16 protein-coding genes and 1 pseudogene are annotated in these 11751 nt (G+C 67.7%); 14 read left to right on the top strand and 3 right to left on the bottom strand.

Annotated features, from left to right (window positions below):
• Positions 1 to 345, top strand: a pseudogene (locus ACFYL4_RS26285) (hypothetical protein); the annotation flags it as partial.
• A 634-nt stretch (positions 346 to 979) separates the two neighbouring features.
• Here ACFYL4_RS26285 and ACFYL4_RS26280 read toward each other — a convergent pair.
• The 3 genes from ACFYL4_RS26280 to ACFYL4_RS26270 all read right to left on the bottom strand — a co-directional run bounded on the left by ACFYL4_RS26280 (position 980) and on the right by ACFYL4_RS26270 (position 4696).
• Complete coding sequence (locus ACFYL4_RS26280) at positions 980 to 2557, bottom strand: hypothetical protein (RefSeq protein ID WP_387521919.1); 1578 nt, start codon at positions 2555 to 2557, stop codon at positions 980 to 982.
• Between the two features lie 224 nt (positions 2558 to 2781).
• The gene (locus ACFYL4_RS26275; protein ID WP_387521918.1) at positions 2782 to 3720 is read right to left on the bottom strand and encodes a bifunctional DNA primase/polymerase; all 939 of its coding nucleotides are present in this window, start codon (positions 3718 to 3720) and stop codon (positions 2782 to 2784) included.
• A 205-nt stretch (positions 3721 to 3925) separates the two neighbouring features.
• Positions 3926 to 4696 carry a GntR family transcriptional regulator gene (locus tag ACFYL4_RS26270; RefSeq protein ID WP_387521917.1) on the bottom strand — a complete coding sequence of 257 codons (771 nt, stop codon included), beginning with the start codon at positions 4694 to 4696 and terminating at the stop codon, positions 3926 to 3928.
• Positions 4697 to 4866: 170 nt separating this feature from the next.
• On the opposite strand from ACFYL4_RS26270, the gene ACFYL4_RS26265 reads away from it, so the two are divergent.
• From ACFYL4_RS26265 to ACFYL4_RS26205, 13 genes are all read left to right on the top strand, one after another.
• Positions 4867 to 5088 (top strand): hypothetical protein, encoded by a 222-nt coding sequence (locus tag ACFYL4_RS26265; protein ID WP_387521915.1) that lies wholly within the window; start codon positions 4867 to 4869, stop codon positions 5086 to 5088.
• Positions 5088 to 5291, top strand: coding sequence for a hypothetical protein (locus ACFYL4_RS26260; RefSeq protein WP_387521913.1), 204 nt, complete (start codon positions 5088 to 5090; stop codon positions 5289 to 5291). Before ACFYL4_RS26265 ends, ACFYL4_RS26260 begins: the two co-directional genes overlap by 1 nt.
• On the top strand, positions 5288 to 5443 hold the full coding sequence (locus ACFYL4_RS26255) for a hypothetical protein (protein ID WP_387521911.1): 156 nt from the start codon (positions 5288 to 5290) through the stop codon (positions 5441 to 5443). Before ACFYL4_RS26260 ends, ACFYL4_RS26255 begins: the two co-directional genes overlap by 4 nt.
• Positions 5443 to 5640 (top strand): hypothetical protein, encoded by a 198-nt coding sequence (locus tag ACFYL4_RS26250; protein ID WP_387521909.1) that lies wholly within the window; start codon positions 5443 to 5445, stop codon positions 5638 to 5640. The genes ACFYL4_RS26255 and ACFYL4_RS26250 overlap by 1 nt, the downstream gene beginning before the upstream one ends.
• Complete coding sequence (locus ACFYL4_RS26245) at positions 5637 to 5828, top strand: hypothetical protein (RefSeq protein ID WP_387521907.1); 192 nt, start codon at positions 5637 to 5639, stop codon at positions 5826 to 5828. Before ACFYL4_RS26250 ends, ACFYL4_RS26245 begins: the two co-directional genes overlap by 4 nt.
• Positions 5828 to 7006: a hypothetical protein gene (locus tag ACFYL4_RS26240; protein WP_387521905.1), complete on the top strand. Its 1179-nt coding sequence runs from the start codon at positions 5828 to 5830 to the stop codon at positions 7004 to 7006. Before ACFYL4_RS26245 ends, ACFYL4_RS26240 begins: the two co-directional genes overlap by 1 nt.
• Positions 7003 to 7209 carry a hypothetical protein gene (locus ACFYL4_RS26235; protein WP_387521903.1) on the top strand — a complete coding sequence of 69 codons (207 nt, stop codon included), beginning with the start codon at positions 7003 to 7005 and terminating at the stop codon, positions 7207 to 7209. The genes ACFYL4_RS26240 and ACFYL4_RS26235 overlap by 4 nt, the downstream gene beginning before the upstream one ends.
• 32 nt (positions 7210 to 7241) lie before the next feature.
• On the top strand, positions 7242 to 7517 hold the full coding sequence (locus ACFYL4_RS26230) for a hypothetical protein (protein ID WP_387521901.1): 276 nt from the start codon (positions 7242 to 7244) through the stop codon (positions 7515 to 7517).
• Between the two features lies 1 nt (position 7518).
• Positions 7519 to 7719 (top strand): hypothetical protein, encoded by a 201-nt coding sequence (locus tag ACFYL4_RS26225; RefSeq protein ID WP_387521899.1) that lies wholly within the window; start codon positions 7519 to 7521, stop codon positions 7717 to 7719.
• Positions 7720 to 7810: 91 nt separating this feature from the next.
• The gene (locus ACFYL4_RS26220; protein WP_387521897.1) at positions 7811 to 10045 is read left to right on the top strand and encodes a cell division protein FtsK; all 2235 of its coding nucleotides are present in this window, start codon (positions 7811 to 7813) and stop codon (positions 10043 to 10045) included.
• 147 nt (positions 10046 to 10192) lie between these two features.
• Positions 10193 to 10561, top strand: a complete 369-nt coding sequence (locus tag ACFYL4_RS26215; protein WP_387521895.1) for a hypothetical protein — start codon at positions 10193 to 10195, stop codon at positions 10559 to 10561.
• A 106-nt stretch (positions 10562 to 10667) separates the two neighbouring features.
• Positions 10668 to 11315 (top strand): ParA family protein, encoded by a 648-nt coding sequence (locus tag ACFYL4_RS26210; RefSeq protein ID WP_387521893.1) that lies wholly within the window; start codon positions 10668 to 10670, stop codon positions 11313 to 11315.
• Entirely contained in the window at positions 11312 to 11635 is a 324-nt protein-coding gene (locus ACFYL4_RS26205; RefSeq protein WP_387521891.1) for a hypothetical protein, read from the top strand. The genes ACFYL4_RS26210 and ACFYL4_RS26205 overlap by 4 nt, the downstream gene beginning before the upstream one ends.
• The last annotated feature ends 116 nt before the right edge of the window (positions 11636 to 11751 follow it).

Below are 11751 nucleotides of genomic sequence, written 5' to 3'. Positions count from 1 at the left end.
GAGCGCGACCGGGCGGCCGGCACCGCGCGCCTCGAGGACGAGCCCGTTCGCGAACTCGTCGAGCGCACGGTGGTGCGGACCCGTGCGGTGCGGGCCGCCCCGTGGGAGAGGCCCGGCATGCGGGTCGGCGGCCAGGCCTACCCCACCCCCGAGTCCGTCCTCCAGGACCACGAGGAAGACAAGGACGGCGAGGTTCGCCCCCGGGAACTCCAGCAGCTCCTGGTGCGCACCGCGGCCGCCATCGCCCAGGGCAAGTTGTCCCGTCGGGAGGTCGAGCGGATCACCCGGGGCATCGAGGCCGTGCAGACGGCGACGCACCGAGCCCGCAGCGCCGGGAAGCTCTGAGAGCGCCAGAGAGCCCCGTCCGGCCGTGCGGGCTTTTGTCCATGGAGACCGACCCCCACGGCGCGACAGAGGGCACCCAGGGAGGCGGGGTGCGGGGTCACTCCCCCCCCGGGGGTCCAGACCACCGAGACGGTGCTGCCGCTAGCTCCGTGTACGGGTCTGGGGATCTTGAGGAGCGGCGACCTTGACGCTGTACAGGTTCCTGACCTGGTCTGATCTCAAGAGAAGCACCGGGGGTGAGTCAACCCCGGTGCTTCTCTTGAGATCGGGAGGGGAGTGGTGGATTACCAGCGGAAGTAATCCACCACTCCTGACCTGCTAAAACGTGCAGTAATCCACCACTAATCCACCATGGCGATACGTACTCTGACCTGCGAATATGCATGGAGGTGGTGGAGTGGTGGATTACTTCTAGGTACTCATACGCACACAGGCACGCACACGAGTGATTCCCTAGGTGCTGAGAAGTGATCCACCACTCCACCATATGGACTATTTTCCCAGTTCAAGTGTGGTGGGTTAGGTGGTGGGTTAGTGGTGGAGTGGTGGTGGAGTACAGGCCGTGCAACCCACCACTTGGCCACGAGAAAGCCCCGGTGGTGGATTACGATCCACCACCGGGGCTCCGAAGTCTTTACCTGTTGTCCTCGGTGTCCGAGGCCGCTTCGAGATGGTAGTAGGTTCGCCCGCGGCTGATACTTCCCACGATCCGGTACCCGCCGATCCATCGACCTTCGTTAGCGGACAGGACACTACCGAGCTTACGTGGCGACGGCTGGCCTGATGCCGTGGTGGCGCCAGGGGGCAGAGCTTCGGAGGGGAACGCGGTGAGCATCTCCCTCGCGGTGACCTTCTTGTCCCCGATGGTCTTCTCCCACATGTCGAAGACCTCAGCCCACTCGCTGTCCTCTTGACTCACGGAGTCACCCCAGGAGTCTGGGAACCCCACGATTCCAGCCCAGTCCAAGAGACCTGCGGTAGCCGACGCCCACCGGCCGAACGAGGCCATCCTCACCGGGCGCTTGGGAGCCCCATCCCCGATCCAGCCTCGAATGATCGTAAGGAAGGCAGCCATGAGGCGCTGCACGTTCTCAGGAGAGTCGAGCCAGGTCTCCAGGTCCCCCACCGCGTAGGCATCAGGATCGCGCTTTTCAGGGTGCCGTTCTTCGTAGCGAAGGGTGATCGGGAGTGCCCGCCGCTTCATGTCCTCCGTGGGTTTGATGTTGTTCCCGTTCAGTACGACGACCTTTGTGATGGGTACCGAGATCCCGCTGTTCGTGCCGAGAATCCGTGCCATCCAGGTCTCCAGGGTCAGGAACTGGGCGAGGATGCCGCTTGCGATACTGAGCCCGTTGGGCACGTTGTCGAACATGATCACGGGCTCGACGGCTTCGCGCATCGCGGTGGTCAGCCGCTTCTCCAGCTCTTCCTCGGAGTAGGACGGCCAGCTTGCGTTGTGCTGGCCGTACAGCGCCGCGAACACCTTGCACAGCGCGCTCTTTCCGACTCCGGCCTGGTTCGCGCTGATGAACGGTGCGGGGACTCGCCAGCCGCCCCCTCCCATCCATCGCAAGGCAGGTGCCACGAGAGCTCCGATGTAGGCCGCGAAGCTGGCCTGATCAAGCCACGGGAAGTCACCGAACACGCTGGTGACCAGGGTGACGGCGTCGGTGACCTGCTCCTGGGTGGGATTTTCGGGAACGGTGACACCGGGCACGTGGGGTGTGATGAAGAGGCCGGTTTCGTCGTGGTAGCCGGAATCTGTCACGATCTCGCCAGTGGGCATGACAAGCGGGTGTGTCGCGGTGCCGGTGAGCTCTGGGACGAGTTTCTCTGTGTCCCCGCAGAGCATCCCCGCAACAGTTCCTGGCGTCAGTTCCCTGTAGGACTGCCGACCGTGCTTGTCGGGCTTGTCCCTGTAGGCCACTACATCGATGCGGTTGTGGAGGAAAGCCTTGAGGGCGTCGGTGCTGAGGTCTCGGATACGGGCCTTGGTCACGCCTCGTTTGGTCGTGACAGCGACAGTGCAGAACACGTCGTCTCGGTGGTAGATGTCACCGAGACGCGGCAGCAGCCTCCGCAGTTCTTCGAACAGCTCCACGTCGTTGGTGTGAGCGATCTCAGGACGGACGGGGGGGAACTGGACCACGTTGTTGGTCGAGTTCGTAGGGTCAGACACTGTGTGGTCTCTCTCTAGGTAGAGGAGAGTCACCGTGGCTAGAGTCCTCAGGTCAGTGCAGGTGGCTACACTGTGCGTGTATCGGTTGAGGTTCTTCCGCCAGGTCGACTCTCGATTGGGTTCCGGGGTTGCAGCCCCGGGATCGTGACCGCCGATCTGCTGAGAACGTCGAGATCTCAGCAGGTCGGCGGTCTTCTTGTTCTACAGGACGACCACGCCAAACCTGCCAACTCTCGGGCTCGGGGAGCGGCGGGGCGTCATCTCACGGTCCGAGTCCCGAACCGGACCGGGAGACCGGACTCCACCAGGGCGTTGTCCCAGGCTCGCTCGAAGTCCCCCGGCCGCTCCCCGAGACGCCCCGCGGCTTCGGCCAGGGCGTGGAGCTGTTCCCCGGTGGCGCAGTCGCGGCCGCATGTCCCGGCGTGGCGCCGGACGATCCCTCGCAGGACGCCGTACACCTGGGCGTGCACTCCGCCGCCGGAGGGGTCGAGGTGGGAGAGCTGCTCCACCGCCATCTGCACGCCCCGGTCGAGGTAGCCGGGAGCGTGCGTGCACCGCCCGGTTGCGGCCGGGGCCGGGCCGGTCGGCTCCGGCCGCCGCGTGGAGGCGTCGAGTCGGGCCTGGCGGGCCTGGAGCTCGTCCTCCAGGGCGACGGGGACCGGGGCGAGTGGCCGGTCGGTGGCGACCGTCCCGGTCCAGCGGACGTAGGACCCCTGCGACTTGATGTCCACCGGGATGTCGTCGGCGGTCCCGGCGAGCGGGTGGGTGGGGGCGAGACGGAGCGGCCGGGATCGCAGGGTGCCCTCGTAGTAGAGGTGGTAGCCCTCCCCGGAGGACGACCTCATCATCAGGGTGGGGGGGAGCACGCCGCGTCGGGCCAGGCCGGTGACCCACTCGTGCCCCTGGGGGCCGTCGACGTCGACCACCACCAGGTTCGACGCGCCGGTCGCGATGCCGACGCCGTCAGCGGCGTGCGGCCAGTGTCGCTCCAGGACCTCGACGTCGACGATCGCGGAGTAGAACCCGTGGCACCACCGCCCCGGCGTCCTCGTGCACTCGCAGTCCGCTCCGTGGTGCCGATCCCGTCGGCAGGGCGAGCAGTTCCTCACCGGCCCCTTCCCCGTGAGCGGCATGACCGCCCACCCACACCGGGCGACACCCACCGCCACCTCGGACGCCGTCATTGTGTCTGTCATGCTGGTCAGGACCTCTCTCGTAGAGCCGGGGTGGTCATCTGCCCGGGGCGCTGCACACGCCCCGGGTGCTTTTCTTCATGGAGCCGGTCGTTTTCCTGCGGTAGAGCAGGAGTCACGGGGAGGGTGTCGCCGAAGGCGTCCTTCTTGCTCTTGAGCCACATCCCTGCGCAGAAAGAAACCCGGGCGCGGCCCGGGCTTCCTCCTGCTATTCGGGGACGGGGAACTGGTAGTCAAAGGCGGCCATGTCTCCCCTGATCACGAACTTGGTGACGTCCATCGGTCCGTCCTCGCAGTGATACGTCCGGATGACGTCGAAGACCGGTGTCCCGGTTGGGATCTGGAGTCGACTGGCCTCAGGCCCGGACGGCATCCGTGTGGTGATCTCCTCCTGGATCTCCAGCACAGGGGAGAGCGCATTGATCCTGGCGATGTGCCCGCCAGGACCCTCGCCCGCCACGATGGCCGGTGACCGCTCACCCGTGTTCAGGCTGAAGTATGAGTCGGCGGACTGGTTGATGACGCCGTCGAGCTTCGTGATGCGACGCCGGGTGTAGACCAGGTCGCCCTCGTTCACGTCCGGAAGTCGGTCGACCACGAACTTCGGAGCAGAAGTTTGCTCGGTAGAGGACTCCTGTCCCACACCCTTGCCCTGCCTCTCACCTTCGGCCTTGAGCAGCGGCTTCGGGCTCTTCCCGCCCCACACGGACCGGCTGTACCGCTGGAGACCATGGCGCCGGATCGGAACCGCTTCGCGGACGAACGTTCCGCTCCCCTTCCGACTGATGACGGCACCCTCCTGCCGGAGCAGCTCGACTGCGCGTCGGGCCACCATCTCACTCACTCCGTGCTGACTGGCTAGGGCTGCGAGAGTCGGCAGCTTTTCGCCCGGAGCGAGGTTCCCTCGGTTGATCTGGTTTCGCAGGTCATCAGCTATGCGGACCTGCATCGGTCGCGCGTCAGTGGTGTCGTTGTCCATGCCGCCACCATACACAAACTTCGTGAGTTCGTATACGAGATCCTTGCCATGTTCCGAGTTCTGTGTTCTTATGTTCGTAGCCGAAGATACGAGCTTCGGGAACACGAAGAAGGCCCCGACGGATTCCGCCCGTCGAGGCCATACGGATCACCTGTGTGGAGGAGACCCGCATGACCATGATGCCCGCCCCGAGCAGCGGCTACGCCGCCCCGGCGCCGCCCCCCGACGTGTTCGACCTCACCGTCCTGGCCCTGCTCTTGGAGGCCACTGAGCCCGAGCTCCACGCCCCCGGCCAGCTCCCCGGCGAGACCCTCGCCGAGACCGCCGCTCGCCGCCAGGCCGCCGCCGACATCGTCGAGGACCTCCTCAACGAGCTGAGGAGCGCCGCCTGATGCTGGAGTTCCTGTTCATCGCCGCTCTCGGAGCGCTCGCCCTCCTGGTCGGCCAGCGCCTCGCCGCGAAGGCCCGCCGCACCCGCAAGGCCGTGGCTGCCAAGGCCACCGCGTCCGTCCGCCGGACCCGTGCCGCTCTCGGCACGCAGACCGTCGCCACCACCCGCCGCAAGAAGAACAGCCGGGGAGGTGCCCGCCGATGATGACCTTCACCTTCCTGATGCTCACCGTCATCCCGATCGGCCTCATCGCCGCCGCGATCCTGCTCTGCCGCCTGCCCGACGAGGCCGGGGACCTGGCCCGCCTCCAGCAGATCCGGGACCGCCAGCAGGCCCGTCAGGGCGGTGAGTCCTGATGACCACCACACACCTGATCCAGACCGCCGGCGTGCTCACCGTGCTCACCGTTCTGGCGCTCACCCTGGCCGTCACCCTGCTGCGCCTGGCCGCCCTGCCGCTGGCCGCCGCAGCGCTGGCCCTGGACGCCGCCGCGAACCTGGCGGCCACCCCGCTGTCCCTGCCCGCCACCGCTGACGAGGAGGCCACCCGATGACCAACACCGACCTGGGCACTGCTGCCCTGTTCCTGCTCATCCTCCCCGCGGGGACCGTTCTCGCGGGCGGCTTGCTCCTGGACTCCTGGGTCGCGGGCGGTTTGGCCGGGTTCTTCGTCTTCCTCCTGGGCATCGCGTTCGCTCAGGTCTTGGACCTGGGCACCAGCGCGGGACAGGAGGAGAACTGATGACGACCACCACCACGACGGTGACTCCCGTCGAGGACACAGACCCGACCGGCGACAAGCTCTCCACCCGCCTGGCCAGCCGCCGCACCACCCGCAAGATCAAGCAGAAGCACCGCCAGACCGCGTTGAAGGAGAGCATCGCTCACCAGGGCGAGCTGGCCCGCATCATGCGCAGCGGCAACGCGGTCGCGCTCCGGTTGGAGTCGACCCGCCGACTGGTCCTGCGGGTCCTGCTTCCGGCCCTGCTGGCCTTCGGGGCCTGGTCCACGGCCGGTGTCCAGGCCGGTGCCACGGCGATGACCGGAGCCGAAGACGGAAGCCCGATGTGGTGGGCGCTGTGGGCGATGGAGCCCGCGCTCATCGCGATCGTCGCGGTCGTCATCCTGGTCCGCTGCCGAGTCCTGGGAGTGGTGGAGGAGGACAGCAAGCCCAAGATCCGCGCACTGCTGACTGTGGCCGAGTACCTGATGTGGGGGGCTCTCCTGGTCTCCCTCGTGCTCAACACGGTGGGGCACTGGCCGGACTCTTGGGAGGGTGCGGGAGGTCTGCTCTTCCACGCTCTCGGACCGATCGGAGCGGCCGCGACGGTCCACCTGATCGGAGTCCTCCTTGAGGCTCTCGAAGCGGTTCCCGTGCCGAAGACGGAAGAGTCCCCGGCCCCGACTCAGGAGCCGGTTCAGGAGTCGCCTGCGCCGACTCCCGAGGAAGCTCCCGAACTGCCGGTTGTCGACTTCTCGCGGAGCCCGGACCGCGCGTTCGAGATCCCGGCCGGGGCGATCCGTCTGGCGGTCGTGCGCTGCTGCTCCGAGCCGGTCCGCAAGACGGCTCCGAAGTCCTCGCGTTCGACCGATGACCAGGCCAAACCCCAGATTCAGAAGTCGCCTGCCAGCGACTCCCGAAAGGGCCGTGCGGACAAGGGCACCAAGGTCCCGGCAGCCGCGAAGGCGACTCCCGAGCCCGTCTCTCCGCGCCGCCTCACCGACGCCGACCTGGCCGTGCTGCTCACCGAGCGGATCGACTCCCGCGAGGTCGACTCCGACCCCACGGTGAAGGCCGTTCAGGAGTCGCTGAGCATCGGGTTCGAGAGGGCCAAGAGGGTCCTGGCGATCCACCAGGAGCGCACCGAGACTGTGCTCCTGAGCGTGGTCGAGGACGACTCTCAGGAGGTGGCCGCATGACCCGCCTCAGCTCTTGGTCCCGCCCGACCCCGCCGACCTTCGACCACGACTCCTGGACCCGCCGGAACTCTTCGCTCTCCCCCCAGCAGTGCGAGTCCATGGGCCTCTGCCCGGCCTGCGGAGGCCGGGGCGGCTGCTGGTGGAGCTTCGGGGACGAGTACGGCTACACGCCCTGCCGCCACTGCCAGCACCAGCGGCTCTGACCAGCTGACCTAAGAACCTAGCTAGGAGTGTCATGACCACGTTCACCACCACCGCTCTCCGGATCCTCCACGGCGGCTACCACGTCTCCGCTCGCGACGGCATCCTCCGCGCGGCCGTCCTGATGTTCTGCCTGGCCACGACCCTCGTCATCGAGGACCAGACCTTCGCCCTCCTGGCCGGACTCCTCACCGGGGTGATGGCGATCACCGCCCTGTGGGAGCTCCACGACGCCGGGGTTGAGTGCGAGCGCCTGGACGACGAGGACCAGGACGACGAGGGCGAGACCGGCTTCGGGACGGCGGCCTGACATGGGACTCAAGAGCCTCTTCGGCTTCGGCAAGACCCACGACGCCGCCACCGACTCCGCCTGGACCCAGGCCTACGCCCTCGCGGACGGCAGCTACCTCTACCAGGCCCGATGCTCCTGCGGCTGGCACACCGACGTCTACGTCGAGGAGCAGCAGTTCGTCCGTGACCTGCGCCAGCACCACGCCGACACCGGCCAGTAGCCCACCACCACCCATCGGGGCGGCGGCCTCACCACCACAGATCCGCCGCCGCCCCTCCCCAGCCAGACCAGCTCGACCAGGAGAAACCAGCATGACGCACCCCAACCCGACCGAGAACAGCCCCGAGACCGCGTCCGAGGAGACCGCGACCAGCGGAACCGGTGGTCAGGTGCTGGAGTTCCCCAACGTCATCGGCGCCCCGACCGCTCCCGCCGCCCGCGAGGAGGCCGCTCCCCAGCAGGGCGAGATCGAGCACGTCGACCCCGCCGACGTCGAGCTCCTGGACGAGGAGGACCGGCCCGCCCGCGTCGACACCCAGGTCGAGAAGTGGGCCGACCAGTCCCAGTGGCTCTCCCGGATCGCGACCGCCAAGGACACCGCCCAGCCCGTCGTCCCGCTCTGGCTCCGCGACCGCCAGGAGGCGGAGCAGGTCGCCCGCTGGGTCGCCTCCTACTACGCGCACGTGGCCCTCTACCAGGCCACCCGCTCCCCCATCTACATGCTTCGCCTCATGGGCCGCTCCCCCCGCGGCTTGGGCCGTCTGGTCGGGGCCTGGGGCAAGTGGGCCTTCGACACCGAGTCCAACGCCCTGCGCGCCTCTGCCGCAGGGTCCTCCCGCACGGGCGAGTACATGATGCTGAGCAGGCAGCACTCCTCCCGGATCAAGACCCGCGTCGGTTCCTCGGTGGCGCTTGCCGTGGCCACCCTCATCACCGCCGCCCTCGTCCTCCCCGCGGCTCCGGCCTGGACGGTGTGGGGCGGCATCTGGGCCGGGCTCTCCCTCCTCGGGATGCTTGGACGCCGCCCGGACCAGCCCCTCATCGACCGCGCCGTTCTGCCGACCCAGGTCGAGAAGCTCACCTCGGAGAGCGTCCTGGCCGCCCTCGGGTCCCTGGGCATCAACGAAATCAACCGCGCCTTGGCGGGCAAGACCGGCGAGGAGATCGGCTTCACCGCGCCGATCACCCGCGACGGTCCCGGCTGGCGTGCCGAGATCAGCCTCCCCCGGGGCGTCGTGGCCACCGACGTCATGGAGCGCCGCGACAAGCTCGCCTCCGGCCTGCGCCGCCCGCTCGGGTGCGTGTGGCCCGAGCCCCTCAACGAGGACCACCCCGGCAAGCTCGTCCTCTGGGTCGGGGACGAGGCCATGAACAAGGCGAAGCAGAGTGCGTGGCCCCTGCTCACCAAGGGTTCGAGCAACCTGTTCAAGCCGATCCCGTTCGGTGCTGACCAGCGCGGACGACTGACCGAGATGATGCTCATGTTCGAGGGCGTCCTCATCGGCGCGAAGCCCCGCATGGGCAAGACCTTCGCCCTGCGCGTGCTGCTCCTGGCCGCCGCCCTGGACCCGCTGGTCGAACTGCGGATCTACGAGCTCAAGGGCACTGGAGACTGCGGGGCGGTCGAGAAGGTCGCGCACGAGTACGCCTCCGGCCCCGACGACGAGACCATCGAGAACTGCCTGGATTCCATGCGCCAGCTGGTCAACGTCGAGCTGATCAAGCGGTCCAAGACGATCAACCGGATCGCGAAGGAGAACCCCGCGAGGTGCCCGGAGAACAAGGTCACCGAGGAGCTGGCGAACGACAAGAGCCTGGGCCTGCACCCGATCCTTTTCGGAGTTGACGAATGCCAGGAGCTGTTCACCCACCCTGAGCACGGGAAAGAGGCCAAGGCCCTGGCCGAGAAGATCGTCAAGCGCGGACCCGCCATGGGGCTGATCCCGATCTTCGCCACCCAGCGCCCGGACAAGGACAGCATGCCCACCGGCGTGTCCAGTTCGATCGGGATCCGGTTCTGCCTGCGGGTCATGGGCCAGACCGAGAACGACATGGTCCTCGGAACGTCGAGCTACAAGAACGGCGTGAGGGCCACCACCTTCACCGCCAAGGACAAGGGCATCGGCTACCTCGCCGGAGTCGAGGACGACCCCATGATCGTCCGCTCCGCCTACCTGGACGCCCCCGCGGCCGAGAAGGTCTCCGAGCGTGCCTACGCCATCCGTAAGGCCGCCGGCACTCTGTCCGGCCACGCCATCGGCCAGGCCCCCGAGGTCACCGACACCTCCACGATCATCGACCACCTCATGGCCGTGTGGCCCGGCGACGCCGACGCCGTCTGGTCGATCCGCCTCATCGACGCCCTGGCCGCCTACCGCCCCGACCTCTACGGCAAGTGGCTGGAGATCGAGAACGAGACGACCCGCGCCACTCAGCTCAAGTCCGCACTCACCCCGTTCAAGGTGCCCACCCGACAGCTCTACCGAGAGGGCTCGAACAAGCGCGGCGTCGACCTGGAGAAGCTCATGGAGGCGGCCGGGCTCTAGCAGGGCCCGCTGCTAGGCATAGCACCCCTGCTAGCACCCCATCGCCCTCCTGACCTGCGATATAGCGCCTAGCACCGCCACCCAGCCGCACCCCGAAAACGGCCTCCAGGGCACTCCTGGAGGCCCCCGAGAGGAAGAGGGAGACCCATGCTCGACACCCACCGCCCCAGCGCCCTGGAGCTCGATCTGAAGCGCATCGTCCACTCCCACCCCGAGTCCGAGGTCCGCTACGAGTCCCCGTCCGGGCCCTTCGTCCGCGCGGTTCTGTGGGGCGCTGGCGACGACGGGGAGATTGTCGGCCAGACCTACTGGTGCACCGACAGCTCCCGGTGGGTCACGAGGGCGTTCGACACCACCATCGGTGAGGCCTCGATCGTCATGGAGCACCCGGCCACGCGAGAGGACCTGTCCGAGTCGATCACCCGCGTGATCGCCCGGCTCCAGAACCCCCGCCTGTTCGCCCTGGAAAACGTCGCCCCGGACCTGGCGGACGTGGTGCGCTCCCTGGGCGGGTGATGCACCCCGACCCACGCGGCCCCCGGCAGACGCCGGGGGCCGCTCTGCGTCCGGGAACCTAGGTTCCTCGGTTCGTAGGTAGGTAGGTAGGTGAGATGATGCCACCATGAGACCCACGATCATCGCGGTCTACTCCGGCAAGGGCGGCATCGGGAAGAGCACCACGGCGACCAACCTCGCGTGGCTCTTCGGCGATCCGGCCCGGCCCGAACGGACCGTCCTCATCGACGCCAACGCCAGACAGCGGTCCGCGACCGTCGTCTACGAAGACCTCAAGGTTGACGCCCCCTACTCGGTGGCCACCGAGGAGGACCCCACGAAGCTGGCCTACGCGGCCCGGCTCAACGCCGATTGGGTGGTCATCGACTGCCCACCCTCCGACCTCGAGGCCGCGGCCGCGCTGGAAGCGGCGGACCTGATCGTCGTGCCCTACGAGCCCCGGTTCCTGGAGACCCGCGCGGTCATGATCACCCTCAAGGCGCTCAAGGGCCGGCCCCACGTGCTCGCGTTCGTGCGCATCAAGTCGAACAAGCAAGGCGTGGCCCGGGAATCACGGGCGGCCCTGGCGGGGGTGGGCGTGCGGATGCTCACCAACGAGATCCGGTACTACGACGCGCATGAGAAGGCCCAGGCGTCCGGCTACCCGGTCTTCCTGCCCGAGGCCCAGTCCAGCATCGTGCACGCCGACCGCGGCGCCGCCGACTACACCGCCATGCATGCCGAACTGCTGACCCTGCCGGAGCTCAAACGATGACGCCGAAGAAGTACCAGGTCAACCTCGGTGCCGACATCACCAAGGACCTCACCGAGGACCAAGACCACAAGCCCGCTCCCAAGAAGTCGAAGGCCAAGGAGACGGCGCCACCGGCCGGGAGCGTGCCGGCACCGATGACCCTGGAGCAGATCGCCGCCGTCGGCCCGGACCGTCGCCGCCAGCTCAACTGCGGAGTGCCCGAGGACCTGCTGCTCCACAGGCGGACCGCGCTCTACCGGGAGGACCACGGCTTGGGCGCGACGAGGCAGAACGTGGTCGCGCTGGCCGTGGACGAGTGGCTGAGGGCACGCGGGTACTGACACCACGTCTGACCAGCGAATCTAGGGACCTCAGAAATGAGGTCCCTAATTCATGTGAACTTGATGTTGACATCGGGTGGGGCGGCGTGCACTATGGAGATGGGAACAAAAAGTTC

It is taken from the genome of Nocardiopsis sp. NPDC006938 (genome assembly GCF_042869555.1).
Taxonomy (GTDB): Bacteria; Actinomycetota; Actinomycetes; order Streptosporangiales; family Streptosporangiaceae; genus Nocardiopsis.
The sequence above is the reverse complement of the archived record's forward strand: the minus strand, read 5'-3'. Positions and strand labels throughout refer to the sequence as shown.